Below are 26,130 nucleotides of genomic sequence, written 5' to 3'. Positions count from 1 at the left end.
GGCTACAGCAGCCCGTCGGCGAGCCCGTGGGGGGTGCCGAAGCGGTGCGCGGTGATGGAGACGGCCTGTTCACGCAGGAACGGGAGCAGTTCCACCCGGCCGGAGGAGACCACTGCGCCGGCGTGGATGGCGACGTCCGGCGAACCCCCCACCGCGCGGGCGGTTGCTGCCGGGTCCGCGCCGATCAGCCGCAGGCGCAGCCCCGGCTCCGGGCCGTTGCGCGCGGCCAGGGCGGCGGCCCGGTCCAGCCACGCGGCGTCGTCCTCGACGTGCACCGCCACCCCGGCGGCGGTGAGTGCGTGGCGGACCGGTTCCGGAAGCACCACGGCGGTGCTCGCCACGGGGAGGCTCCCGGCGGTGAGGCCTGCGGCCAGCACGCGCACCAGCTCGGCGATGCCGTGCCCGGAGGTCGCGGAGTGGAAGCGGACAGTGACCGGAACGGGCCGGTAGCGCAGCACGTTGCGTTCGGCCCGCAGCCCCGACACGTCGCGTGCGGGACCGAAGAGGCGGTTCCAGGCCAGCGCATCGGAGGCCAGGGCCTGCCCCAGCCAGGCGACGTCGGCGGAGGACAGTTGGGCTTCCCCGCCGGACTGCGTTGGGGAGGTGCGGGTCGCGGAGGTGCGGGTCGTGGAGATGCGGGCCGGGGAGATGCGGGCCGGGGAGGGCCCGGCAACGGAGGCGCGGGCGGCGGCGTGCAGCGCCGCGGCCGGTCCGGACCCGGCCGGCCTGTCCTGGTCCACAGCCCTGCCCTGTTCCAAAGCCCCATCCTGTCCGGAAGCACTGTCCTGTCCGGAAGTACCGCCCTGTCCGGAAGCACTGTCCCGTCCGGGCGCCCCGCCGGGGGCAGGCGCATCCTCCCAGGCCCCCAGCCCGATCAGGTAGTTCGGGCCGCCGGCCTTGGCTCCCGGCCCCACGGCCGATTTCTTCCAGCCGCCAAACGGCTGGCGGTGCACGATCGCCCCGGTGATGCCGCGGTTCACATAGAGGTTGCCGGCCTGGATGTGCTCCAGCCAGTACGCGACCTCGTCCCGGTCCAGCGAGTGCAGCCCGCTGGTCAGGCCGTAATCGGTGCCGTTGGCGACGGCGACCGCCTCCTCAAGCGTCTCCGCCGCCATCACGCCCAGCACCGGGCCGAAGTACTCGATCCGGTGGAACTCAGATCCTGGCTGGACGCCGGCCCGGATGCCCGGGCTCCACAGCTTCCCCGAGGCATCCAGCGGGCGCGGTTCCAGCACCCAGTGCTCGCCCTCGCCCAGGACGGTCAGCCCCCTCAGCAGCTTGCCCCGGGCCGGCTCGATGACCGGGCCCATGCGGGTGCGCGGGTCCCAGGGGTAGCCCACGTGCAGCGAACGGACGGCATCGACCAGCTGGTCGCGGAAGCGCCGCGAGCGGGCCGCGGATCCAACCAGCACCACCAGGGACGCAGCCGAGCACTTCTGCCCCGCATGCCCGAACGCGGAGGTCGCCACGTCCCGGGCGGCCAGGTCCAGGTCCGCGGACGGGGTCACGATGATCGCGTTCTTGCCGCTGGTTTCCCCCAGCAGGGGCAGGTCCGGGCGGAAGGAACGGAACAGCTCGGCGGTCTCGTGCCCGCCGGTGAGGATCACGCGGTCCACCGCGGGGTGGGCGATCAGCCGCCGTCCCAGCCGCCGGTCGCCGAGCTGGATGTACTGCAGCACGCTTCGGTCCACGCCGGCCTCCTCAAACGCTTCCCAAAGCGCCTCGGCCAGGACGGCCCCGGTGCGCCGGGCCGGTGTGGCGGGTTTGAGCAGGACGCCGGACCCTGCGGCGAGTGCGGCCAGCGTGGATCCGGCGGGGATCGCCACCGGGAAGTTCCACGGCGGGACGACGGCGGTGAGCTTGGAGGGGATGAACCGGGCGCCGTCGACCATCTCCAGCTCACGGGCCAGTTCGGCGTAGTGGTGGGCGAAGTCGATCGCCTCGGAGACCTCGGGGTCGCCCTGGTCCAGCGTCTTGCCGCATTCGGCAGCCATCACCTCGAGCAGGTCGGCACGGTGGGCCTCCAGCCGGTCTCCGGCCAGGTGGAGCACGGCGGCGCGCGTGGTGGCCGGCAGCGCTCCCCAGGCCGTGCCGTGTTCGACGCCGGCGGAAACCGCCGCCTCCAGGGCTGCCTCGGTGCCGATGACGCGGGAGGATGCCGAGGCCAGGCCCAGGGTGGAGGTGGGGACCCGGCGCAGGATTGCCCGGCCCCACGCCCGGTTTCCCGGCAGGTCGGGGTCGGTGTCCGGGGTGTTGGCGAAGTACGTGGCGGGGCTGACAAAGTCTGTCCGTCCGGCGGGCCCCGCCGGTGCGGTCCCGGTCCCCTCTCCCGGCCGCTGGCCGACTGCCCGGCCGCCCCCCTGGCCGCCCCCCTGGACCGGCCCGGTGCCGGCCGCGCGGCGGGCCGCCTCGGCGGCGGCGTCCTCATACCGGCGGTGTTCGCGGTCACGGTCCTGGGTGCGGTGGGGAGCCGGCACCCGGTCGGTGAGGGCGGCAAGGGAGGCGAGGAAACGGTCCTTTTCGCGCTCGAAGAGGGACGGGTCGGAACCCAGTTCGAAGACGGCGGACATGAAGTTCTCCTGGCTGGCGCCCTCCTCGAGGCGGCGGATCAGGTAGGCGATGGCGACGTCGAACTCCCCCGGGTGCACCACCGGGGTGTACAGCAGCAGCGAGCCGACTTCACGCCGGACCGCCTCGGCCTGACCGGTGGCCATGCCCAGGAGCATCTCGAACTCGATCCCGTCCGTGACGCCGCGGGCCTTGGCCAGCAGCCAGGCCAGGGCAATGTCGAAGAGGTTGTGTCCGGCCACGCCGATGCGCACGTTGGCTGTCCGGTCCGGCTCCAGCGCGTAGTCCAGGACCGCTTTGTAGGAGGTGTCCGTTTCCTGCTTGCTGCCCCAGGTGGCCAGCGGCCAGCCGTGCAGGTCCGCGTCGACCGTTTCCATCGGCAGGTTGGCGCCCTTGACCACGCGGACCTTAATCGGAGCGCCGCCGTTGCCGGTGCGGGCCGCCGCCCACTCCTGCAGCCGGGCCATCACCGACAGTGCGTCGGGCAGGTAGGCCTGCAGGGCAATGCCGGCCTTAAGCCGGTGCAGTTCCGGGCGCTCCAGCAACCGGGTGAAGACCGCGATGGTCAGCTCCAGGTCCTTGTACTCCTCCATGTCCAGGTTGATGAACTTGCGCCGCGCCGACCCGGCGGCAAGCCGGTACAGCGGCAGCAGCCGGTCTGCGACCGTTTCCACCGCCTCCTCAAAGGCCCACCGGCTGTGCGGGGCGGTGGTGGAGGAGACCTTGATGGAGACGTAGTCGACGTCGTCCCGGGCCAGCAGGCGGCGGGTGCCTTCCAGCCGCCGGGCTGCCTCCGCCTCGCCCAGGATGGCCTCACCCAGAAGGTTCACGTTCAGGCGGACGCCCTCGCGCCGCACGCGGGCCAACCCTGCGCCCAGCCGGGCATCGGTGGCATCAACCACCAGGTGCCCCACCATCCGCCGCAGGACGCGGCGGGCCACGGGCACCACGACCCCCGGCAGCACCGGGGCGAGCAGTCCTCCCAGGGCGACGGTCCGGCGGAGCGGCCAGGGCAGGAACGCCGGGACGTCGGGGGCCAGAGCGCGCAGGTTGCGGGCCGCGACCGAGAGGTCCTCGGGGCGCACGACGCCGTCAACGAAGCCGACTGTGAACGCCAGTCCCTTCGGGTCCCGAAGGACCCCCGCCAGCCGGGCGGCGGAGGCGTCGACGGGGACGGTGGCTGCCTCGGCCACCCAGCGGCGGGCCAGTTGGACGGCGTCCCCGGCCAATTCCTGCGGACGAATCGGGTGGACGGTCATGGGCGGCCCCTCCTCGGCCGCCGCAGTGCGTTCCGGCGGTGCGGCCGGCAGGGCGGATCCGGCTTTCAGTATGTCCCGGCCCGCGGCCCACGGGGAACCCGGTTCCCCGGGAACCCCGCACGGCAGTGCGGAGCTTCGGCGGTTCGGGGCCCGGCGACCCGCAGCGTTCACGCCGGGCGGGAACTTCTCACACGGGCCTAACTCCGGCGTAATCGCCAGGAAACACGGGTTAGGGAAGGTTATTCCAGCAACATCGACACCCCAACGTTTTGGAGGATGGGCCATGAACCTCACGGCTTCCCGCATCAGCGACCTGCGTACCCTGTGCCTGGGCGACGCCGTAGAGGTCCGCCGCTTCAACGATGTCCACTACCGCGGACCCGTTGAGGCAATGTCTCCCCGGCTGGGGGTCGCCTGGATCCGCGACGACGCCACGGGGAACCGGGTCATGCTCCACGCCGGCGCCTACGAGGTCTTCCGGCTTCGCGCGGGGCTTGGGGTCGGTATCAGCCACGCGGCCTAGGGGTTTCACCCGACCCTGGCCGGTCCCGGGCCGCACCAGTCCCACGTGAACCACACCAGTTTGGCCCAACCCCCTCGGGCAAAATCCCTCAGACCGAATCCCGCCGGATCAGGCCTCTTGGATCGAGCCCCCCTGGATCGAACCCCCCTGGATCGAGCCGGCACCCGCACGGTGCCCGAATCGGACGATCCACCCGGAGGCCGGGACAGCCAGCGCGGACAACCAGCGCAGAACAGCCAGCGCGGAATGATGGGCCCACCGGCCGCACCGCGCGCACCAGACCGGCGGCGGCAGGCACCTTGGGGGGTGGGGTGCCCGCCGCCGTCTTTGCCGTCCTCCCCGCGGCTCCTTGCCCTGCGGGGCAAGGGGCCGAAGCAGGCACACAGCCGTCCCGGGTACCCTCTAGTGCATGTCCGAGCAGACCGTCCCCGAATCAGCCACCCCCGCAACCCCGCCCAATGGCGCCCTCCCGACGCCATCCCCCGGCACCCCCGAGGCGACCGACGACTTCACCGTCCGCCGCCACACCGCCCCTTCCGGGCTTCGCTACACGACCACCACCGGGCGGCTGGTGCTGCGCCGGGAGGAAACCCGCGACGGTCGCGTCCACGGATTCCTGCCCAAGGCGGAGATCTTCCTGGTCGCCTACACCGCCGACGACGCCGGAGCCCCCGGCCGCGCCGAGGGCCGCTCCCGCGCGCAGAAGAAGGCGGTGCCGCCGGAGCCGAACCGCCGGCCGGTGGTGTTCGCGTTCAATGGAGGGCCGGGGTCGGCCAGCGTCTGGCTGCACATGGGGCTCCTGGGGCCCCGGCTGGTCGATTCGGGCGACGTCGGCTCCATGGTCCCGGCCCCGTACGGGATCGTGGACAACCCCGAGTCGCTGCTGGAGCACGCCGATTTGGTAATGATTGACCCGGTCAACACCGGGTTCTCCCGCGTGGTGCACGGCGGGCCGGTGGATGAGTTCCACGCCTTCATCGAAGACCGGGACCTCGTGGCCGAGGTCATCCGGCTCTGGGTCACCCGCAACAACCGCTGGCTCTCCCCCAAGTACCTGGTCGGCGAGAGCTACGGGACGCTGCGGGCCGTCGCTGTGGCCCGGCGCCTGTTTGAGTCGCACGGGCTGGCGGTCAACGGGCTGGGCCTGGTCAGCCCGGTGCTGAACCTGTCCACGCTGGATTTCCGGCCGGGCAATGACACCCCCTATGCGCTGCACCTGCCGACCTACGCGGCGATCGCGCACTACCACGGCCGGCACGGCAACCGCCGGCTCGAGGACGTGGTCCGCGACGCCGAAGACTACGCCTCCGGGGACTTCGTGGTGGCCCTGCACCTGGGCAACCGGCTCTCCAAGCGCAAGTACGACGCCGTCGTGAAGCACCTGGCCGAGCTGACCACCCTGTCCGAGGCCTTCATCCGGCGCACCAACCTGCGCTGGGAGTACATGGAGTTTGCCACCGAACTGCTCCGCGACAAGGGCCTGATGGTGGGCCGGATCGACGGGCGCTTCGCCGGCCAGCCACCGCGCCTGCAGGCGTCCCACACCTGGGACGACCCGTCGCTGCGCGCCATCGCCGGCCCCTACTCCGCGGCCATCAACCACTATGTGCGCGCCGAGCTGGGCTACGCGTCCGACCTTCCCTACGAGGTCCTCACCGGACGCGTGCAGCCATGGAGCTACCGCACGTTCGAGGGCGCCCCGGTGGACGTGACGCAGGACCTGGAACGGCTGCTGGTGGACCTGCCGCAGCTGCGCGTGCATGTCGACTACGGCTACCACGACGGCGCCACCCCGCACTACGCGGCCGAATACGTGTGGGCACACATGAACCTGAGCCCGCAGGCGCGGGCCCGCTTCACGCACCTCCACCACGAGGCCGGCCACATGATGTACCTGAAGCCGCAGTGCCGGTCCGCCCAGCTGGAGGCGCTCGCCGCGCTGGTGGGGGCCGCGGGCCCCGAGCCCCGGATAGGGGCAGGGCTTGGCAGGCCTTGACGGGGCGGGGCACCGGTCCCATTCTGGTCTGACTCCCCCGGCTATCCCGGCGGAGGGGCCAAGCGCAGGGGGACGCTGTGGGACGCACGATGCTGTCAGAACGCCTGTTGTCCTTCCGGCCCGTTGCGGCCGTGGCCCGTGGGACGGTGCTGCTGCTGCTGGCCACCCAAGCCGTGGCCGCCCCCGCCGCAGCCGCCGCCACTGAGCCAAATGCATCGGTCGCGGTGGTGGCGGCCGCGCCGGCCACCGGCATCACCACGGCCAACCTGAAGCTGCGCACCGGGGCCGGGACGACGTACAGGGCCATCACCACCCTGCCCAAGGGCACACGGGTGAAGCTGGTGGCCAAGAAAGCCAACGGTTGGCGGAAGGTGGCCGTTGGGACGTCCACCGGCTGGGTCAGCGGCTCCTACCTGACCCTGTCCCCGAAGGCCACCACCAACGCCCTGGGGTATGTTTCCCGCGGGCTGACGTTCCGGGACAAGGGGCCCAACAAGTCCTCCCGCGTGGTCCTGACCTTCGACGACTGCCCGAAGACCCTGGCCGCGTTCGACGCGGTACTGAAATACGCGCATGCGAACAACATCGGACTGGTCATCGCGCCTACCGGAGCCTGCATCTCCTCGTTCCGGAGCAGGCACGGGGTGAATATCGCAGCCCGGGCCCGAGCCAAGGGCCAGTGGGTCATCAACCACTCGGTGGACCACCCGGACCTGCGCCCGTTGAGCTGCGCCGCAGCGGCCGCGCAGCTGAAGGGGACCGGGGTGCGCAGCAACTATGGCCGCCCGCCCTACGGCGCCATTGACGGGAGCGTGGAGTGCGCCTACGCGGCTGTCGGGATGAATATTTGGACCTGGAATGTGGACACTGAGGACTGGAGGGTCAAGAGCAGGGCCCTGACCGTTTCCCGGGCCGTCAACAGGGCCTCCGCCGGTTCCACGGTGCTGATGCACATGCAGTGGCACGGGTTCAGCCCGGAGGCGATCGGCCAGATCAAGGCCGGCCTGGGGCAGCGCGGGCTGAAGCTGTGCCGCGCCTACCGGGGAACGGACAACGCCGGCGCCATCATCCCTTCCCCCCGGTACCTGCCGTCCTCCTTGCCCTGCTGAACCTGCCCGGCTGAAATGGCCCGGCTGAAATGGCCCGGCTGAAATGGCCGTGCTGAAATGGCCGTGCTGAAATGGCCCTGTGGAGGGGCACGGCCGGGCCGGGGCCTACGCTTAACGGGGCAGGCCGCGCCCGGGCCGGCAGTCTTCGCCCGGGGCGGAGCCCGTCCCGCCTTCGCCCGAGGAGGTCCGCGATGGTCAGCACCGCGATCGTCTACCACCCGCCCACCACCGCACGCTGGGCGGCCCTGGTGGCCGAGCGGCTGCGCGCCGACGGGAACACGTCGGACCTGGTGCCGGTGCGCGCGGCGGCGTCCAACGACCTCGTCTTCTACGAGGCGGTGGTGCTGCTCAGTCCGGTCGTGTTCGGCCGGATGCACGGAGCCGCCCTGGTCCTGGACGTGTGCGGGACCCGCCCGGCCGCCGTGGTTGCCGTGACGGAACCCCGCCGGGCCGCCCGCGTGCCGCGGATTTTCCGGTCAGCCGGGCCGGACCGCATCACCTTCTTCTGGCTGCCGCCCGAAGGAAGCGTCCAGGACCCGGCCCTCCTGCAGTCCTTGGCGGAGTGGGTGGGCCGGGCAGGCTACCGGCGCCGCAAAGGCCCGTGACACCGGCCCGCCGCGGAAACGCCTCAGGGCCACCCCGTACGGGGTGGCCCTGAGGCGTTGTCCTGCACCATGCCCTTCACCATTGTCCGGTTCAGGCCGGTCGGTGGAGGCTGTCCGGTGGAAGCCGGCCCTGGTCCGGGCCGGTCCGCACGGTGGAAGGTTTACACAGTGGAAGGGTTAGGCAACCCGGCGGCGGGAGACGATCAGGGCCGCGGCGCCGGCACCGAGCAGCAGCACGCCGCCGCCGCCCAGCAGGAGGGCGCCGGAGTCCAGGCCGGTGTTGGCCAGGGAGGCGGGGCCGCCGGCAGCGGTGGTGCCGGTGCCGTTGCCGGTGCCGTTGCCGTTGCCGGCACCGTTCCCTGCGCCGCCGGCTGCGTCGTCATCCGAGCCGTTGTCGTAGTCCTCGTCGTCGTTGTTCCAGTCGTCCTCGTCCTCGTCGTCGGCGACGACGGTGACCTGGACGGAGTGGGAGACGCCGGACTCAAGGCCCGTGGCGGTGATGAGGTAGGTGCCTTCGCGGTTACCCAGCTCAACCTGTGCGACAAAGTCGCCGTTGGCATCAGCCTGGACGACCAGGTCCGTCCGCTGCATGACAACCGTGGCCGTCACGGACTGGCCCGTGCTGCCGGAATCGCCGCGGGTGACCGTAATCTCGATGTCTTCGTTGGGCGCGTAGCCGCTGCCCATGATGGTCACGGGCTCGCCCCGCTCCACAGTGGAATCGGTAACGGTGAGCGGTGCCCCGTCGCCCGGGTAGGTGACGGGCTCGGCGTTTGCGGCGCCGGCGCCCAGGAAGGTCAGTGAACCGGCCAGCACAACAGCGGCCATAGTCTTCTTCATGTGGTGTCCCCCCATGTCTAAGGTGCAAGGCTGCGCAGGATCCGGTGGTGCGGAGTCGATCCCACAGTAGTCAACAACATTTGCAATCGGTGTATTGGCGCTTGGGATCGCCCCAACCGTTTTGTACTTGGAATTGAACCTAGCAACAAACGATCGATTCGAACAATTCGCCTCGCCGCCTGGGGCAGGAACTAGTCCTGCGCCGTGCAGCTATCACCGACTGTAGACGACTTCACAACTTTTGTCACTTCATCGATCGTCGGAGTGATATGCAGGGGCGGAACGTCCCGGGTGGAGTTGAGGAAGCCGGCGGTCACGGTCGTCGAGGCCCCGGGGGCCAGGTTGACCGTCAGCACCGCCACGGGACGCCCGCCATGGAAATACGAACCGAAACGGGCGGCCTTGCCGTCGACTTTGGCCTCGTCGACCAGCGCTTCAGCCGGTCCGTAGATGACCACATTGGTCCGGACGTTTCCTTCCTTGACGCCGAAGACCCCACCGCCGGTGACGTAGCGGGGCAGGACCTGCCCGGCGTTGGGAGGAGCGGTGTTGGTGAGCGTCACCTCAACGGCATCGCGGGGCGTTCCATCCGCGTCGCAACGGCGCTGCACCTGGGCCGTGCGCTTGACGTAGTAGTCCATCTTGGCTCCGGTGCCGTCGTTGAAGTAGACACCGATCCCCTCAAGGGCGGAGGGCCCGGTGACCGCGCCGGAGAGCGGCGTTTGGCCGATGAGGTCCTGCTCGCCCTGCTGCCCGGACCAAAGAAGCACCCTGTTTTCGGCCGTGCTCCGCTGCAGCGCCTCGACCACCTTCTGGCCATCCACCCCGCCCTCGGTAAGCGCGGCGAAAACCCGGCCCGCGACGGCGGCAAAGTACTCGTCCTGGGCGGCGGGGCTGGGGATTTCCGCATAGACGCTGGAAAGCAGCGTCTTGACCACGTTTTCGCCGGTCAGCCTCACCGGCAGGGAACCTGTCGCGGTCGGCAGCGCCCCGGAGGACAGGTCCACCGGGCCGGTCGCCTCCAGCAGGTGGGAGAGGACCACTACGTCCACGGCGACCACCCCGTCAATCTGCGCGGCAGGGTGCCTCTTTTCCCACATGGCCTTGGCCAGGACCGCCGTGGTGGGGAAGTCCGGCGTCAGGTTGACGTTCTGCATGTAGGAACCAAGCCGGACCGAATAGATTGCCTCCTGCGCCGGGTCCATCTCCAGGGCGGGCCGGAACACGCCCAGATCGCTGGCGCTGCCCTGTTCCTTCAGTTCAATGGCGCCGTTGTTGGCCTCGATGACGGCCAGGGCGCCCGGAATGCCTCCGGTCGCCCGCACCTCGGCGCTGTTCTGGATCAGGAGCAGGTAGTTGCGCTTGCCCTCGGCCCCCAGCATCGGGGGCAGGATCTCGGAGGAGGTTGCCGCGGCGCCCAGCGGGCCCCGCAGCTCCCCAAACATTTCCGTCGCCTGGGCTACGGGTCCGGTCAGCTGCGGAAGAAGCTTGCGCTCGTCGATCCGCTCCACCCGGACATAGGCGGAATCCACGGCCCGGGAAAGCCCCTTGAGGGCGGGGGCCATCTCCTGCAGGGCCTCCATGTCCATCCGGCCATCCCGGGGGGCCAGGCCGCCCAGGTTGTCGATATCCACCTCGGTCAGCAGCGGGGAGGCGCTGGCCACCACGTTGTCCACCGAGGCCGCGACGTCGGCGACGGCGGAAAAGTTTGCCCCTGCCCACGGCAGCATTGCAGCCGCCCGCCACAGCGGACCGTCGCTCTCGCGGGCCGCGGCTGACGTGTGCTGCTGCAGCTGGGCCAGGCTGGACTGGGCAGCCTCCCCCTCTCCTTCCAGGAGCTGCCCCTTCAGCTCCGGAATGAGGCTGACGCCGGCTTCCAGGTCCCCCTTGACCTTCAGCACTGACTGGCCGAGCAGGGCGCCCCCAACGCCCAGGACGGCCAGTACCCCGGCAATGGGAAGGACGATGCGCAGGATTCTCCGGCGGCGGGCCTGCCGCCACCGGCGACTGCGGCGTTTCTTCCGGACGGTCCCGGAGGATGAGGTTTCTGGGGTGCTGGGCACGGGGTGTCCTTTGCGGAGTCGGGGACGGGCGGGGGCAGCCCGTCCATGCTACGACACCCCCAACAACGGCCTCCTCCGGTGCCGCTGGCCCCGGAGGAGGCCGTGAAAAACAACAGGGCCCGTTTTCCGGTCCTGAGACTGGAAAACGGGCCCTTTCGGTGGAGGTAAGGGGATTCGAACCCCTGACCTTCTGCATGCCATGCAGACGCGCTACCAACTGCGCCATACCCCCGAGGAGGTGGTTCCGGCTGTCCGTTTCCGTCCGCCGAACCGAGTTAAGACTCTACACGATGAACGGCGCGGAACGCCAATCGGGCCCTCCGGGCCCGGTCCCCTACCCCTGCCCGGCCGCCCGCCGGCGGGTCCGCGCCCCCGTAATCAGCGCCAGGACCAGCCCCAGCGCGGCAAGCCCGGCCCCGAGGAACGCCGGCGCCTGGTAGCCCAGGCCGGCGCTGATGACGGCGGCGCCCAGCGCTGCGCCCAGCGCGTTGGCGATGTTCAGGGCCGAATGGTTCAGGGATGCGGCCAGCGACTGTGCCTTCGGCGCCGAATCCATCAGCAGCGCCTGCAGGGAGGGCACCAGGACGGAACCGGCCCCGCCCAGCAGGAACACCAGCGCCACCGCGGGCACCGCGAACGGGGACAGAAACCCGAACGCCACCTGCAGCACCGTGATTCCTGCCAGCGCCCCGACGATCGTGCCGACCACGGACACGTCCGCGAGCCGCCCGCCGAACATGCCGCCGATCACCATGCCCAGCCCGTAGACGGCCAGCACCAGCGGCACGGCGGTGATCGGCAGTCCGGTCACGTCGGTAAGGATCGGGCTGATGAAGGAGTAGACAGCGAAAAAGCCGCCGAAGCCCACGATTCCGGTCGCCATCGCCAGCCAGACCTGTCCGCGGCGCAGGGCGGTGAGCTCGCGCCGGATACTGGCTTCAGCGTGCGCGGGGCTGAACGGGACGAAGACCTTGATTCCCACCCAGGTTAGGGCCCCCGTCAGCGCGACGGCGGCGAACATCCAGCGCCAGCCGAACTGCTGCCCCAGCCAGGTCACCACGGGGACGCCGGCCACGTTGGCCACGTTCAGGCCCATGATCACCCACGCGATTGCCCGTCCGCGCATTCCCGCGGGCACCAGGGTGCCGGCCAGGATGGCGGCGAGGCCGAAGTACGCCCCGTGCGGCAGCCCGGAGAGGAACCGGGTGACCAGCATCCATTCGTAGGTGGGGGCCAGCACGGAGGAGAAGTTCGCGGCCGTGAACAGCACTGTCAGCCACAGGACCATGGTTTTGTGCGGAATCCGCGCCCCGAGCGCCGTCAGCAGGGGTGCACCCACCACCACGCCCAGCGCGTAGGTGGAAATGAGGTAGCCCATGTCCGGGTTGGACACGCCGAGGTCCGCCGCCCCCTCCTGGAGCAGGCCCATGATGGAGAACTCCGTGGTGCCGATGCCGAACCCGCCCAGGGCCAGCGCCAGGACGGCCAACAGCAGGGCCTTCCCCTGCAGGCGGGTGGAGCGGACGACGGCGGGGGCCGGGTGAGCGCGTCCTGCCGGCGCATCGGCGGAGGATTCGGATGCGGACGGTTCGGGGGCGGACGGTTCGGAGGCGGGGGTAGCGGGCTCTGATGTGTTCATGGCGTGTTCCTCTGGTGCTGCCGGGGCTACTGGCGCCAGCGGTTGCGGTCGTCGGTGGAGCTGGTGGTGCAGGTGTACCGCAGGCCGTTGGCCGCGCCGATGCCCGCGGCGCCGGAAGGCGAACAGTACGCGCCCGGGCTGACCAGCGGCAGTGCTGGATCCGCCGTCGTGCCCCTCGAAGCGGTGCCGGTGGCCCCCGTTGCCGTTGACACCACCGTGCGCTGCCCGGGGCAGCCGGCCAGGACCGCGGCCATGGCTGACTTTTCGGCGGGGGTGACGGCGAGCGCGTACTTGTCCTTCACCGTAATCTGCCGGGCGACGTAGTTGCAGCGGTAGGCCTTGTTGGGCGGAAGCCATTCGGCGGCGTTGCGGTCGCCCTTGGAGCGGTTGGTGCCGGAGTCGACGGCCAGCAGGTTCAGCGGGTCGTTGGCGATGGCCACGCGCTGCCCGGCGGTGAGCTTCTGGCCCCCGGAGACCCAGACGTTCTTCAGGGCCACGACGTGGTCGATGTCCACCGCACCCGCTCCGACCGTGAACCGGACGGGGGTGCCGGTGTAAGGGTCGGCGAGCCGTCCGGCGGCCACCTGGCAGGTGCTTCCGTCCTTGTACGTCTTGGCGGTCAGGTCGCGGGCCAGGGCGTCGTTGCGGGCGTCGCACTTGTTGCCGTCCGGGTCTTTCCAGCCGTTGCCGAACTGCCTGTTGCGGTCAAACCCGGTGCCCGGAGCCTTGCCCTTGACCGCGAGGGTGTCCAGGACCTCGGTGGCCAATTCCCCGGAAGACGGCGTGGGGGTGGCCGTCCCAGACGTTGCGGACGCAATCGTGGCGGGTTCCAGCGTGGCGGCGGCGGATCCGCAGCCGGCCACCAGCAGGGAGGCGGCAGCAACGAGGGCGGACAGGAACGGTTTTTTCACGGAACTCCCGGGAGGCAGGGGACCCGGGATGCGTCCAGGCCTGGCGTTTGGGTCTTATTTAAGCCTAGACGACGGCGGCGGGCCCCCTTGGGCCGGGCTGTTCCCGGGCCGGGGCCTGCGCGGGCCAGGTGTCCGGTATGGCCCCCCGCCCTGCATGAAGCCGCAGGTCAACAACGGGGCCCTGCATCCGGCAAGGCGGCTGGCCCCGCGGTTGCGCCCTGCCGGTGTGAGGAAGGGCTCCCGCGCGGGCGGCCAGGGGGCCGGTCTTTGCCGGGCCACAGGAAGGTCCGGCGGGTCCCCCGGCGGGTCACGGGTTGTCCGCCGAAGAGGCAGGACATGGCAGGCTGCAGAGGGCCCCGGCACGGGTTTGGGATCGGGCCTGATTCGGGATCGGGTCTGGCGTTCTTCCACCACGGTCCGGTTCCGGGATAGGGTCCAAGATGACGCCGCCCACGCACCGGAAGGATCCAAGACCATGCCCGATGCCCTGACCATCACCCGGACGTTCCAGGCCCCCGTCGAGCGGGTCTGGGAGGCCTGGACCAGGCCGGAACTCTTTGCCACATGGTTCGGGACCGAAGCGGTGGAGGTGCCGCTTGAGACGGTGTCCCTGGATGTGCGTCCCGGCGGGGCGTGGGCGGCGGAGATGCGGCTGCCGGATGGGAATTCGATCCACTGGACCGGCGAATACACCGAGGTCGACCCGCCCCGGCGCCTGGCGCTCACCATGAACGACGACCCCGCTGCCCCGGCGGACCCCTCCCCCGTGGTGGTCGAATTCAGGCAGGCCAACGGGGGTACGGAGATGACGCTCACCCAGCCAAGCGGCGGTTTCACCGACGAGGAACTGGAGCAGACCAGGGCCGGCTACGGCGGTTTCTTTGACGCCATGGACGAACTGCTCATCAATCGGGTCTGATAGCGTCCTGGCTGCCGCCGCGGACGTAGCGGTCAGGGAGCGGCCCTGGTATGGGGGGCGCGAGGGAACGGCTCCGGAATCCGCAACAGGTACTCGAGGGGCCCGGTACTGAACCTTTTGGTCCACAGGCGGGCAAAGACGACCGCCCCGACTGACAGGGACGCGGTGATGAACACCCCCTCGTGGAGGTAGTGCGGTTCGGGCCGCACGAGGGCGGCCAGAACGACCAGGTGGCCCACGTAGATCGTCAGCGACAAACGCCCGGCGGCGGCCAGCGCGCCCAGGCGCCTGGCGACGACGTCCTCGGCCAGCAGGAAGAGTCCGAGCACGAACAGGGCGCTTCCCACGCCGGAGACCAGCCACAGCGGCATCTGTGAGTGGTCGACGGCTGAGACGAGATGGTCCCAGCCCATCCTGCGGCCCGGTTCCCCAAAGGCGAGGATGAGCAGGCGGGAGAGCAGGTAGCCTCCCACACCGGCGACCGCTCCCCACAGGACGAGGCGTTGGTGCAAAGTCCTGTTTCTGAGGTCAGCCCGGCCCAGCAGCAGGCCGGCGAGGAATGGCGCGGCCCACACCACGACCGGGTAGGAACCGGACAGGACCGTTCCCCGGAGGATGTCGATCGGGGTGTCGAGCAGGGTCGGGGCGATGAACCGGTAGGTTTCCCCACTGGCCACCTGGGTGGCGATCCAGATCGGCGGCCCCACCGCGAACACGATGCCGGCAGTCCAGGCCAGGGCAGGGGTGGAGGCCTTGAGCAGGGGCAGGCTCAACAGGAAGAGCAGGCCGTAGGTCGGCAGGATCACGCTGACCTGGTGGTGCATGATCTGCAGCGCGAGCCCGGCGCCCAGCAGGAGCACGGCGCGCCAGAGCACGATCTTCCAGGGCAGTTTCCCGCCGGGTTTCCGGGCGGTGCGGGAAAGCAGGGACATGCCGATGCCGGCCAGGAGCATGAACAGCAGCGAGGCACGTCCCACCGGAAGCCCGTAGACCAGCGCCAGGACGCTGCCATCGCTCTTGCGCGGGCCGACGTTGACGGCGATCATGCCCACGATGGCAGCGGCACGCGCCGCATCGAGGGCCTGCACGCGGGGCCCGCTGCTGCGGGGCCGTTCCTGCGGGGCGACGGGGATCGGTGGGGCCTGTGCCATGATCCGCATCATGCCCTGTGGTCCCGGCGCGCGGAATACCGGATGTTTCGGTCGGTCATGGGATCTCCAAACGTTCGGTGCTGCCGCTGGTGCCGCCGTCTTGGGACCTCCAGAAGCCCTCCCCGGCGGACGCGATAAGTCCCACCGGATTCAGGCGGTTCGACTCCGGGCCGGGGCAGGCCGGGGAGGGGCAGGGTAGAGGGCATGGAACGTTTCCTTGGGCGAGCAGGAGGTCGGGGCACCGCGCTGGTGCGAAAGGCGTCCGCCGCGCGGCGTGGAGGCTTACTGGTAGGCCGGCAGCATCTCTTCCATGGTCTTGATCTCCGCCTCCTGGTCCTGGACGATTTTCTGGGCCAGGGCCAGGGCCTCGGGGTTGGACCCCTCGGCGACTTCGGTCTGCGCCATCTGCACGGCGCCCTTATGGTGGGCGATCATCTGGGTCAGGAAGAGCGCGGCAGCTTCGTCACCTTCGGCCTGCCGGAGCTTGGCCATGTCGGCATCGCTCATCATTCCTTCCATGGAGTGGTCCATGGAGCCGGACTCCACTGGTTCCCCCCAGGCTTCAAGCCAGCCGGTCATCGTTCCGATCTCCGGCCCTTGGGCGGCCTTGATCTTGTTGGCCAACTCCACGACGGGGGCGTCAATCCCATCCTTGGCGAGGATAGTCTCGCTCATCTGAACCGCCTGCTGGTGGTGCGGGATCATCATCCGGGCGAACGTCGCGTCCGCCGCATTGTGGTCTACGACGGCCTCGGAAGACGGGGATGCGGAACCGTGGTCCACGCCCATGCTGGAGTGGCCGTGTGGGGCTTCGGTGCTCGCGCCGGGTTCCGGGCCGGAGGCGCAGCCGGCAAGGGCCAGGGCGAGGGCGAACAGGGATACGGGCACAATCGTGCGTTTCATGGGGGCGGATCCTTCGCTGGTACGGGAATGGTTCACGTTGATGGCCTGGCCGGCAACAGGGGCGGCGGGCCCGGCAAGGCAAGACACGGCAAGGCCGGACCGGTGAGGGGACGGCCGAGGTGCGTGCCTACGTGCGGCTGATCGAGAGGTGAACCAGCGAAGGAGGTATGGGGATAGCGGGGACCGGCCGCCACAGCGGCGGGGCGGGAAGGCCCTGCCCCGGCACGGAAACGAGGCTGCGGGAGATCCGGTGCAGGAGGATGCCGCCGCCGAGCAGCGCGACAATACACAGGCCGGCCATCGACATCTCCATGCCGCATCCGTCATCGAAGCAGACGCCGGTCTCATCCGCCCCCAGGGGGGACAGGTCGGCATGGACACTTGTCCCCGGGCCGGCGACGGTGTGCTGGTGGGCGGTTACATGAGTGTCGGCGTGGGACGCGGAAGGCCTCCCGGAGGTGTGGTCCATGCCGACGATGTGCATCAGGAGCAGGCCCAGCAGGAGCAGGACCCTGCCCAGCCCCTGCGCCGCGGAGGGGTTCCGGCCGCGCGTGCCGCTGTGGCGACGGATCACGGTCGAACTCCTTCCCATGTGGCTTTCACTTCCGGGGCCGCAGACCGGCCAGGGCCCGGGCACATCTGCGGACCATTTTACGCCGCCCCGCATCGGCCCCGCCCCGCATCGGCCCCGGCCGGCGGGCCTGCCTTACCTTGAGCACGGCAAGCCTTTGGACGGCCGTCGCGGGCCCGCACTGGGGGCTCCTGCAGGAGCTGCATGCTCAGTCGCCCCGGGGCTCAGCGATCGCAAAGTCTGCTTCACGGCGGGTGTCCCTGGCCCCGGTGATCCGGCCCGAGTCGTAATCGATCTGAAGTGCCTGGACGGAGCCGAACACTGCGTCCTGGCGCCGGGTGCGCTGCAGCTGCCAGCCGCGGGATTGGATGAGTTGGGACAGTTCCGGGGACGGGTCGCGTTCGACCGCCAGGACGCCGTCCTGCAGGTGGTACCGCGGGGCATCGACCGCTTTTTGGAGGGAGGCATCCTGCAGGGCCCATGGCACGAGCACGCCGGCCAAAATGTTGGGGATTTGGTGTCCGCCGGGGCTGCCGAGCCCCATCACCACCCGGTCTTTGTCGTCGAGCACCAGGCTGGGGGCGGCCCAGCTGACGGACTTACGACCCGGTTCGGGCTGGTTGTTGGGGGTGTCCAGCGACGCGAAGCGCGAGAGCTGGTTGTTCAGGAAGAATCCGCCCACGTTCCCGGTCTTCCCGCCGCCCCAGAAGTTGGTGATCGTGTTGGTCATCGACACGGTGAATCCTTCCGAGTCCACCACGGTCAGGTGCGTGGTGTTCCCCGGCACGATCGGCTGGGCCCCTGCCATCGGTGCGTTGGCGCCCATACCGGCGGCCTGCGCCTTACGGGCCAGGTCTGCGTTCGCCTTCGCGTCGGTGAGCCGCTCGACCGGGACGTCGACGAACCGGGGGTCGCCGAAGTAGCGGTTTACGCTTCTGTCGGCCACGGACCATGCCCTGGTAAGACGGTCAACGTACTTGGCCGATCCCGGATTGTTGTCTTCGATGCCCTGGGCTTCAGCGACCTGGAGCATTTGGATCAACGCTGCGCCCGGCAGGGCGGGGGCGGCGGAGACGACGTCGTAGTCGCCGAACCTGCCCCTGGCCGGTGCGAGCTTTTCGGTTTCATAGGCGGCCAGGGAAGCGGCGTCGATGCCCTCGACGGTGCTGAGCTCGTCCACGAGGCTGCCGGTGTAGAAGGCTTCGGGGCCCTCCCCGGCCAACGTTTTCATGGTTGCCGCCAGATGCTTCTGGACCAGTTGGTCGCCCTCTCTGAGCAGCGGGACCCCGGCGGATGCTTTGAACTGAGGCAGGTCCTCGAGCGCTTTGGGCCCGGCATCGCTTTTCATGCGCAGGGCCAGGAAGCCGGAGATGGGGAATCCGTCTTCGGCCAGGTCAATCGCGGGTTCGAGCAGTTCCTTCCACTCGAGCTTGCCGTGTTCTTCGTGGATGGTCGCCAATCCCGCGACGAAACCAGGAATGCCTGTCCCGGATTTCGGGATTACGCCGTTCTGCGCCACGACTTCCCGGTAGTCGTAGGCGATCGGCTCGGCGCCGGCCTCCGCGAGGACCGCCGACCCACCACCGCCGATGCCTGAGGCGAACGGTTCGACCACGGCGACGGCGAAGGCCGTGGCAACAGCCGCGTCCGCTGCATTCCCGCCCTGCTCCAGGATCTCCATGCCCGCGTCCACGGCCGCCGGATGCGCGGCCGCAACGGCATGCTCCCTGAGCAAGACCTGTGCATCCGGTGTCTCCGAAGGATCCGCGGACCGGGTGGATGGGCTGGGCGAATCCGTCGCTGGCGGCGCTGTTCCCGCCGGGGTGGGGTTTTCCCCATCATGCCCCCCTGAACATGCGGCCAGCATTAACAACATGGCAGCCAGGCCAGCGGCCATCCTTTTTCGCATAGTCGTCATACTGTCCTTTTGAATGCTTTCCTGTACACCATGGAAGGCCTGGGGCGGCTTCTCCGATCGCCCTTCCCCGGCACGGGGCCGCCAGTTTCCCAGCCGGCATCGAACCTCAACCAACATAACGGTAACGTCACAACGCTTCGGTCATGCTCGTTGTTTCCTGAGGCCAACCCTCCTTTAAGCCCCAGACGCGGCGGGGCTCGTAACCAAAATAGCCCCTGTTCCGTGATCCAATTGTGACTTTTGGGCTGACTTCCTGTAGGTTCGACGTCAGGCCAATCCATCCGTACGGATGGGCCTGCCCGGGCGGACTGCCGAACACTGCCACCGCCCGGGGTCCCTTTGCATAAGCCGCCGGGCAGTGGCGGGGGAACCACATTTCGGGTCCATGCGGACCCTTGGGGTTAAGTGCCTTGAGCCAGCTATCCGGTCCGAGGCGCCGGGTGGCTCCCACCCGAATCCGACAGCTCACCTCGCAGGCATTGGGAGAGGTCCAATCATCGTGTCCACGCACAAGCCCCGGGGTCGCCGCCGCGCGACGCCCGTCCACACCAGCCCGCTCGAGATGATCTCGAAGGCAGTCGCCTCCAACGCCGGCTCCGTTGGCCGTCAGGCCGCCGTCGTTGCCGCCGCTTCCGGCCTCGTGCTCACCCTGGGCGTTCCCGCCCAGGCCAACCCGGCCGTCGGCGAGACCGCCCTCCCGGCCGATGGCCTCGCCGCCGAGCGCGTCGCGGTCCAGGCGGTGGCCGTCCCCGCCGCCGCCGTCAAGAAGTTCGAGATCGACCGGGTCGCCCTGAAGTCCAAGCCGGCTCCCGAGCCGGTCGTCGCCGCCGTTGCCGCGACTTCCACCGACGATGCGCGCGGTGCCGCCATGACCAGCGCCACCCGCGCCGGGCAGGCCACCACGGCAGCCAAGCCCGCGGCCACGAAGGCCAAGGCGGCCACGCCCACCGTCAGTGCCAGCACCGCTCTCGGCAGCCGGATCGCCAGCATGGCGTTGAGCTTCAAGGGTTCGCCCTACGTTTGGGGCGGCAGCACTCCCTCTGGCTGGGATTGCTCCGGCTTCGTCCAGTACATCTACGGCAAGGCCGGCATCAGCCTCCCCCACAATACGACCGCAATCCGCACCAGCGGCAAGTTCGTTCAAACCTCCACTCCCCAGCTGGGTGACCTGGTCTACCAGAACGGCGGAGGCCACGTGGGCATCTACATCGGCGACGGCAAGATCATCGGCGCCCAGAACCCCTCGGTGGGAACCGTCATCCGCGAGGCCGACAGCCCTTACGGCCCGCTGATGGCCTACTACACCCTGAAGAAGTAGCAACCCGGCCCCGGCCGCCAATAAACGTGCCCTGAAGGAAGCGAACGTCCTTCAGGCGCAGGATAAGGGAGCAGTCCATGGACTGCTCCCTTATCCGTTAACGCGCCGGTTGCGTACGTCCCGAAAGGACGAAAAGGGAACAGCGAAGGGGCAGAAGTACGCGGCTCCACCGGATTCGAGCGCACGCCCGCCCGGACTCAACAGCGCCGTCCGCGAAACCGGCTGCGAGTTTGCCGGTACCTGCCTGGGTTATCCCGACGAACGCAGTCCAGGCCGAGCCGGCGTCGTACCCTAAAAATCAGGCCAAAGGGCGCAGGAGGCCCAAAATCTGGTGTGACCCAACGAGGACCCCGATTCCAAACGGAGTCGAGGTCTTCACACTGGGGATTCTCACGAGCTCCACTCCCGGTCCCGCTATGTCTTGCAAGGACCCTTTGAAACCGCCCCGTGTCATGAAGGTAGGTTGGAGGACACCTTCGTAACGCCGGCGGGGACCGTTTGCCTAGGTCCATGTCCGCACCCCGCCCCGGGTTCATGCTCGGGGCGATGAAGTCTGCTTGCCGCGGGAGCCTGGCAGGGCGTCGTCAACCCAGCTGGCCCGCCGGCCGTCCCAGTAGCCGATCGTCCAGCGCGACATTTTCTGGGGCGATGAGCGTCGTCCCGGTCCCGCGGAATTCCGCGGTGTGGGGACGTCGATTGTCGCCGCATATACGAGAATCAATTTTATAGGCGGCAGATGCGACACCCACCTCATGAGCTTGAAGATCGGCAAGCTACTGGGCATCATCCGCAGCACGGTGGACCGCTCTCTGGAGCGCCGCCGGTCAACTGCAAGTGCCCGGCGGCAGGAGAGAATCCTCACCGCGAGATTGAGGTCCGTCCGCTTAAGCGTCTCCCGGGCGCCGGATGCATGCGGCGTTAATGGGGTCAGCCAAAGGCTACCCCGATCGCTTCTTCGATCTTGGCCCGGGACACCGATTTCTGACCGGCCAGATCCTCCGGGTTGCTCGCCATGCATCTAAGCGACGCCCGGAGTGAAGCCACCCATGTTGCGGGCACAAGCCGTATTGCGCGAAGTCGGTCATAGGCTAGGGCCAGCGCGCCAGCATCTCAGCGCTGCCCGGCCTGGAGCCCGTTATTCTGGCCGCATGGTACTCAGCGGGCAGTGCCCAGATGGGGCAAAACGGGCAAGGCGTGTCGAAAGTGTGCTTTTCGGGCCGGAGCCCGGCCTAAAATCCCTGCAAACTGTGGAGCTTAGGGGAATCGAACCCCTGACCTTTTCATTGCGAACGAAACGCTCTACCAACTGAGCTAAAGCCCCGCGCCGCAGTTCCATGCGGAATTGCAACCCTGTAAGGATAACGCCTCCGGCGCATTCCGGCCAAAACGGCGCGCCTACAGCGTTTCGTGCTGGCTGGCGTTCTCCCGGGCGGCCGCATATTGGCGTTGGATGTAGGCCTCCAGTTCCGTGCGCTCGACGCGCCACACGCCGCGCCCGCCGATCTGGATTGCCGGAAGTTCCCCGCTGCGCACCAGCGAACGGACCTGGGGCATGTTTACATTCAGCTCCTCGGCCACGTCTTCCAGACGCATGAATCTCATGCAACGAAAGTAGCGCGCCGCCCCACCGCTTTCCACTCCCTCCCCCGGACTGTGGAAAAGCCTGCGCCGGAGCCGCATCCCGCCCCGCACATACCGCGCAACACGGTTGGGTTCGGTTGGGCATTTTGACTAGTCTTGTTCCGTTGGGGGAAGCGTTTGGGGCGCGTTCACCCCTCCCGTCCCGGCCGCCCGCAGCGGACCTTGGCGGGCCGTGCCAGCTACTTTCAGGAGCCTTCCCATGACCCCCGAGATCCACCAGCTCGACGAGACGGATAAGCGGATCCTGCTGGCCATGGACCCGGATCCGAGAATCCCAGTCATGATGCTGGCCCAAATCCTGGGGCTTGCCCGCGGCACCGTCCAGGCCCGGCTGGAGAAGCTTGCCGCCTCCGGGGCCCTGCGGCCCAACAGCATCCGCGTCAGCCCGGCCGCCCTGGGCCGCGGGGTCTCCGCCGCCGTCAGCGCCGAGGTGGACCAGTCCCTGCTTAATGAGGCCATCGCGGCGCTGCGGGAGATTCCCGAGGTACTTGACTGCGTTGCTCCGGCCGGGGACACCGACCTGCTGATCCGCGTTGCGGCGAAGGACCCGGACGACCTCTACCGGGTCAGCGAAGTCATCCGCCTCTGCCCTGGCATCAAGCGCACTTCCACCTCCATGTTCCTGCGTGAGGTCATCCCGTACCGCACCACGGGCCTGCTCGAGGAGTAGCCGCCCGGGCCGGTTGGGCAGGCGGCCGATGGGCGCTGGCTGTACTCAGCTAGCGGGTGCCGAAGTGCCACACGACGCCGACCACCCACAGGGAGGCGGCCATCGCGGCGCAGCCGAACTCGACAAGGATGCCGGTGCCCGCGGCCTTCAGGGCCGAACCGCTGGCCCGCAGTGCCTCCGGGAAGTTTCGCCGCCGTGCGAATTCGGACCCCAACAATCCCACTCCAAAGCCGACGAACAGGCCCACCACCGGGATCACGAACATCCCGACGATCGCGGCCAGCAGCGCCACGAGCGTTGAGCCCTTGGGGATCTGCTGCTGCTTCAGATTGCGCCCGGTCAGCACGGTGGAGGCCGTCCACCCGACGAGGGCCACTGCGATGCCGATCACGCCCATCGTCCACGATGCGGTGCTTCCCAAGATCCAGGACCATGCCAGCAAGGTGCCGACCGTAAGGAGGCTTCCGGGCAGCACGGGGAACACGGTGCCCAGGGCGGCGACCGCCAACAGCACTCCCGCAATGACCGTCACAACGATTTGGGTGTCCATGGCACCAGTCTGCCAGTCCGTATCGCCGGGTGCGGGGAACTCAACCCCGCACCCGGCGGTTGTACGGTGGGAGGAACCGGAATCCAACGCAAGGAGCACACCGTGGGCATGTTCGACAAGTTGATCCAAAAGGGCCAAAAGATGGCGGGCGAATACCTGCGTCACCAGATGAGCCAGCAGAAGCCCACCCATACGGGTGGGCAGGGACACTATGGAAACAGCCAGTACGGCGCTCCGCAGCAGGGTGGTGCCCCCTACGGGAATACGCAGCATGACAATCCGCCCTACGGCAGCGCTTCCCACTACCCCGGGCAGCAGCCGGGCCAACACCGGGGGCCCGGTCAGCCGCCGGCTGCCCCGGGGAGCCCGCAGGCCTCTGCGGAGGACCGCGCAGCCATCGCGAAGTACCGCTACATGCTGCAGACGGCCCCTCCGCAGGACATGGAGCGGGCCCATGCCGAGGCGTTCGCCCGGTTGACCCCGCAGCAGCGCGCACTCCTCCAACAGGAGCTCTCCGAGGGGTTGCCGCCGGCGGAACGTCCGCGCAGCGCCGAACCGTTCGACCTCGCGCGCGCCGCCACCCGCGCGGAGGTCAGCCGGCCGGGGTTCATGCCGAACCTGCTGTCCCGGTCTTCCGGGACCGGGCGCGCCGTGGGAGCCGGAGCCGCGGGCGGCCTGGCGGCGGGCATGGCCGGTGGGCTGCTCGCAGGTGTCGCCGGGGCATTCATTGGCACCGCGATCGCCGGCCCCCTCCTGGAAGGATTCTCCGGAGTAGGTGAAAGCCTGGCCGGGGCCGGGGAGGACCTGATGGGCGCCGGCGGCGACCTGCTGGGCGAGGGCACCGGCATGGCGGAGGAGGCTGGCGGGCTCTTCGACGGGTTCGGCGGTTTCGAGCTCTAGGCCTCCCGGGGTTTCGGCGAAGGCGGCGGCCACCCGCCCCTTCGCCGAAACGCCCCGCAGCCGGCGTGTTAGCAGGCCGCAGGCGGCCTGCTCTCCGTGCACGGCGTCCCACCGATGACGGAACGGTCCGGCCGGCCAGGCAGGTGACCGGTCCGGGAGCCTGCTGGCTGGTCAGTCCGTTGGTTCGCCCACCGGCCCGCCAGCCAGCCCGCCGGTTTCCTCGGGAACGTGCGCGCCGGCCAGCTCGCTGTTGCCTCCGCCAGCCATCCCCGCGGCCTGCCCGCCGGTCTCTCCGCCGCCGTGCTTGTAGGTAAGGCAGTCCGCGTTGTCCGCTCCCGGGCCCACGTGGACCTCCGGCGCGCCACACATGAGGTCGTTGTTGTGGACGCATTCGCTGCGCTGGCAGGCCCCCACGGTGGCAAGGACTTTCGGCAGCCCGCCGTGGGTCCCGGTATCGATGAAGGTAGCGCAGGAGGCATGGTCCTCGCCCCCGCCGATCGTGATGCCTGCGGCTCCGCAGTGCGAATGGTCGTTGAAGGAACAGTTGGTGACAGTGCAGTCGCTGACACTGGCCGTAGCGGTCATGGCGTTCTCCCCTGTTTAGGGGCTGCCCGGGCCGGGCAGCACTCCAATCCACGGTACGCCCGATCCCAGGGAACCAATTAGTGCCGGTTTTGGCCCCATTTGCGGTGAGGTCCTCCTATATTCGCCGGTCAGGGCGGCCCCACGACCCTTGACAATCACAGCAGGCGCACGCCTACGGTGGAGGCGCATCCCGGAACCGGATAGCCGGTAGGGGCCAGCCGCCGACGGCCGGTCCCGGCGGCCATCCCACCCCTTGCCGTTGCCTTGGCCGAATCTCCCGTTTGGGTGGTTCCGGACCAGCGGGAACGGTTTTCGATCAGGGGGTGCCGGACATCCTCGGGGAGGTCCGGGACTGCGCAGGAAGGGTGTGGGGCATCGAACGCCACGCCCGCGCCCACGGGCCCCAACCGCTCCGGCGGCGGGGAATCCCGGGGAAGTATGCACAAATAGTCCGCCTACGGCCAGGAGAGACCACCATGGCACGCGTACAGGAAAGCATCGAAGTCGACGTTCCCGTCCGGACCGCCTACAACCAGTGGACCCAGTTCGAATCGTTCCCGGAGTTCATGACCGGCGTGGAAAGCGTGGTCCAGCGGGAGCCGGACATCAACCACTGGGTCACCAAGGTTGGCGGAGTGGAGCGGGAATTCGACACCCGCATCATCGAACAGGTCCCGGACCAGCTGATCCACTGGAGAAGCATCGACAACAAGGCCATCGAGGGCATCGTCCGGTTCGAGCCCCTGGCTCCCGAGACCTCCGGGGCCGACACCGCGCCGCCGCCGGGCGTCGCCGAGGAGACGCCCGGCGTCGATCCCGGCCTGCCGCGGGCGGGGATGCCCGGGGACGATATGGCCGGTTCGCCGATCGGGTTGGACGCTGACCTGCAGACCCAGTCGGCGGGCTCCACGGACCCCTACGCCACCGGGGCGACGGCGGGCCGGACCCGGGTGACGGTGGACTTCACCTGGGACGACGAGACCTTCGTGGAGAAGGCCGGCGCCGCCTTGGGCTTCGACTCGGCGCAGGTCAAGCGGGACCTGAACCGCTTCCGGGAATTCATCGAGGAGCGCGGCTCCGAGACCGGCGCGTGGAGGGGACGCATCGATCCCACGGGTCCGGTGGGCTGACAGCCCCTCGGCGCCTTTCGGAAAGAAGGGGCCTCCAATGGCTGCCTGCGCATCCTGCGGCAGCGGCCATGGGAAGGCCTTCACGGCCTCCCGGAGCTGCCGAAAGCCACACCTTCAACGGCTCCGGAATGTGCCATTCACAGTGGCCCCCAGTGCGTTCACTGTGAATGGCACATCCTGGGCCACGGCATGGAGGCGGAAAGGCACATGCAGCGCTGCGCCCTCCATGCCGGGGGATGAAGGAGCGTCCCTGAAGCCGTGGCGCCGGGCCCTCCCGGCACCACGGCACGGCCCCACCCCCCGCGGCTCGCCGGTGCACGGCCGCGGCGGGCTCCGGGTGGGGCGCCCCGCCGCCCGGCAG

Annotated in this window: 20 protein-coding genes, 2 tRNA genes, 1 pseudogene and 1 riboswitch; of the genes and pseudogenes, 9 read left to right on the top strand and 14 right to left on the bottom strand. The window is 69.3% G+C overall.

The window, feature by feature from the left end:
* Window positions 1–2: 2 nt before the first annotated feature.
* Window positions 3–3,827, bottom strand: coding sequence for a bifunctional proline dehydrogenase/L-glutamate gamma-semialdehyde dehydrogenase (locus NCCP_RS08180; protein WP_225873757.1), 3,825 nt, complete (start codon window positions 3,825–3,827; stop codon window positions 3–5).
* Between the two features lie 283 nt (window positions 3,828–4,110).
* Between NCCP_RS08180 and NCCP_RS08175 the strand changes: the two genes are divergently transcribed.
* From NCCP_RS08175 to NCCP_RS08160, 4 genes are all read left to right on the top strand, one after another.
* On the top strand, window positions 4,111–4,350 hold the full coding sequence (locus tag NCCP_RS08175; protein WP_149956751.1) for a hypothetical protein: 240 nt from the start codon (window positions 4,111–4,113) through the stop codon (window positions 4,348–4,350).
* Between the two features lie 409 nt (window positions 4,351–4,759).
* Window positions 4,760–6,346 carry a S10 family peptidase gene (locus tag NCCP_RS08170; RefSeq protein ID WP_149956750.1) on the top strand — a complete coding sequence of 529 codons (1,587 nt, stop codon included), beginning with the start codon at window positions 4,760–4,762 and terminating at the stop codon, window positions 6,344–6,346.
* An 89-nt stretch (window positions 6,347–6,435) separates the two neighbouring features.
* Window positions 6,436–7,455, top strand: coding sequence for an SH3 domain-containing protein (locus NCCP_RS08165; RefSeq protein WP_149956749.1), 1,020 nt, complete (start codon window positions 6,436–6,438; stop codon window positions 7,453–7,455).
* A 191-nt stretch (window positions 7,456–7,646) separates the two neighbouring features.
* Window positions 7,647–8,060 (top strand): hypothetical protein, encoded by a 414-nt coding sequence (locus NCCP_RS08160; RefSeq protein WP_149956748.1) that lies wholly within the window; start codon window positions 7,647–7,649, stop codon window positions 8,058–8,060.
* A 177-nt stretch (window positions 8,061–8,237) separates the two neighbouring features.
* Here NCCP_RS08160 and NCCP_RS08155 read toward each other — a convergent pair whose 3' ends face one another.
* From NCCP_RS08155 to NCCP_RS08135, 5 genes are all read right to left on the bottom strand, one after another.
* Complete coding sequence (locus NCCP_RS08155; protein WP_149956747.1) at window positions 8,238–8,900, bottom strand: hypothetical protein; 663 nt, start codon at window positions 8,898–8,900, stop codon at window positions 8,238–8,240.
* 191 nt (window positions 8,901–9,091) lie between these two features.
* The gene (locus NCCP_RS08150; protein WP_149956746.1) at window positions 9,092–10,963 is read right to left on the bottom strand and encodes a DUF4012 domain-containing protein; all 1,872 of its coding nucleotides are present in this window, start codon (window positions 10,961–10,963) and stop codon (window positions 9,092–9,094) included.
* A 159-nt stretch (window positions 10,964–11,122) separates the two neighbouring features.
* Window positions 11,123–11,195, bottom strand: a tRNA-Ala gene (locus tag NCCP_RS08145).
* A gap of 102 nt (window positions 11,196–11,297) precedes the next feature.
* Window positions 11,298–12,602 (bottom strand): MFS transporter, encoded by a 1,305-nt coding sequence (locus tag NCCP_RS08140; RefSeq protein ID WP_149956745.1) that lies wholly within the window; start codon window positions 12,600–12,602, stop codon window positions 11,298–11,300.
* A gap of 26 nt (window positions 12,603–12,628) precedes the next feature.
* A complete protein-coding gene (locus NCCP_RS08135) occupies window positions 12,629–13,513 on the bottom strand; it encodes an HNH endonuclease family protein (protein ID WP_216364680.1) in 885 nt (294 codons plus the stop codon).
* Window positions 13,514–13,988: 475 nt separating this feature from the next.
* Here NCCP_RS08135 and NCCP_RS08130 point away from each other — a divergent pair, with 475 nt between their 5' ends.
* On the top strand, window positions 13,989–14,432 hold the full coding sequence (locus NCCP_RS08130; RefSeq protein ID WP_149956743.1) for an SRPBCC family protein: 444 nt from the start codon (window positions 13,989–13,991) through the stop codon (window positions 14,430–14,432).
* A gap of 32 nt (window positions 14,433–14,464) precedes the next feature.
* Here NCCP_RS08130 and NCCP_RS08125 read toward each other — a convergent pair whose 3' ends face one another.
* From NCCP_RS08125 to NCCP_RS08110, 4 genes are all read right to left on the bottom strand, one after another.
* Window positions 14,465–15,583, bottom strand: a complete 1,119-nt coding sequence (locus tag NCCP_RS08125; RefSeq protein WP_172627339.1) for a DUF418 domain-containing protein — start codon at window positions 15,581–15,583, stop codon at window positions 14,465–14,467.
* Window positions 15,584–15,865: 282 nt separating this feature from the next.
* Window positions 15,866–16,486, bottom strand: coding sequence for a DUF305 domain-containing protein (locus tag NCCP_RS08120; RefSeq protein WP_149956741.1), 621 nt, complete (start codon window positions 16,484–16,486; stop codon window positions 15,866–15,868).
* Between the two features lie 127 nt (window positions 16,487–16,613).
* Complete coding sequence (locus NCCP_RS08115; protein ID WP_149956740.1) at window positions 16,614–17,060, bottom strand: DUF6153 family protein; 447 nt, start codon at window positions 17,058–17,060, stop codon at window positions 16,614–16,616.
* A gap of 205 nt (window positions 17,061–17,265) precedes the next feature.
* Window positions 17,266–18,792, bottom strand: coding sequence for a gamma-glutamyltransferase (locus tag NCCP_RS08110; RefSeq protein ID WP_172627338.1), 1,527 nt, complete (start codon window positions 18,790–18,792; stop codon window positions 17,266–17,268).
* A 522-nt stretch (window positions 18,793–19,314) separates the two neighbouring features.
* A riboswitch (cyclic di-AMP (ydaO/yuaA leader) is annotated at window positions 19,315–19,468 on the top strand.
* A gap of 69 nt (window positions 19,469–19,537) precedes the next feature.
* Here NCCP_RS08110 and NCCP_RS08105 point away from each other — a divergent pair.
* Complete coding sequence (locus NCCP_RS08105; protein ID WP_149956738.1) at window positions 19,538–20,293, top strand: C40 family peptidase; 756 nt, start codon at window positions 19,538–19,540, stop codon at window positions 20,291–20,293.
* A gap of 1,248 nt (window positions 20,294–21,541) precedes the next feature.
* Here the strand turns inward: NCCP_RS08105 and NCCP_RS08100 are convergent.
* Together NCCP_RS08100 and NCCP_RS08095 are read right to left on the bottom strand one after the other, a co-directional pair.
* Window positions 21,542–21,614 (bottom strand) — tRNA-Ala (locus tag NCCP_RS08100).
* 74 nt (window positions 21,615–21,688) lie between these two features.
* Window positions 21,689–21,886, bottom strand: a complete 198-nt coding sequence (locus tag NCCP_RS08095) for a helix-turn-helix domain-containing protein (RefSeq protein ID WP_149956833.1) — start codon at window positions 21,884–21,886, stop codon at window positions 21,689–21,691.
* A gap of 247 nt (window positions 21,887–22,133) precedes the next feature.
* On the opposite strand from NCCP_RS08095, the gene NCCP_RS08090 reads away from it, so the two are divergent.
* Window positions 22,134–22,604, top strand: a complete 471-nt coding sequence (locus NCCP_RS08090; protein WP_149956737.1) for an Lrp/AsnC family transcriptional regulator — start codon at window positions 22,134–22,136, stop codon at window positions 22,602–22,604.
* Window positions 22,605–22,653: 49 nt separating this feature from the next.
* On the opposite strand, the gene NCCP_RS08085 is transcribed toward NCCP_RS08090, so the two are convergent.
* Window positions 22,654–23,154, bottom strand: a complete 501-nt coding sequence (locus NCCP_RS08085) for a DUF456 domain-containing protein (protein WP_149956736.1) — start codon at window positions 23,152–23,154, stop codon at window positions 22,654–22,656.
* A gap of 108 nt (window positions 23,155–23,262) precedes the next feature.
* Between NCCP_RS08085 and NCCP_RS08080 the strand changes: the two genes are divergently transcribed.
* Window positions 23,263–24,054, top strand: a complete 792-nt coding sequence (locus NCCP_RS08080) for a hypothetical protein (protein ID WP_149956735.1) — start codon at window positions 23,263–23,265, stop codon at window positions 24,052–24,054.
* A 300-nt stretch (window positions 24,055–24,354) separates the two neighbouring features.
* Here the strand turns inward: NCCP_RS08080 and NCCP_RS08075 are convergent.
* Window positions 24,355–24,639, bottom strand: a pseudogene (locus NCCP_RS08075) (DUF1540 domain-containing protein); the annotation flags it as partial.
* Window positions 24,640–25,115: 476 nt separating this feature from the next.
* On the opposite strand from NCCP_RS08075, the gene NCCP_RS08070 reads away from it, so the two are divergent.
* Window positions 25,116–25,769 (top strand): SRPBCC family protein, encoded by a 654-nt coding sequence (locus NCCP_RS08070; RefSeq protein WP_149956734.1) that lies wholly within the window; start codon window positions 25,116–25,118, stop codon window positions 25,767–25,769.
* The last annotated feature ends 361 nt before the right edge of the window (window positions 25,770–26,130 follow it).

This window comes from Zafaria cholistanensis (assembly GCF_008580665.1).
Taxonomy (GTDB): Bacteria; Actinomycetota; Actinomycetes; order Actinomycetales; family Micrococcaceae; genus Zafaria; species Zafaria cholistanensis.
The sequence above is the reverse complement of the archived record's forward strand: the minus strand, read 5'-3'. Positions and strand labels throughout refer to the sequence as shown.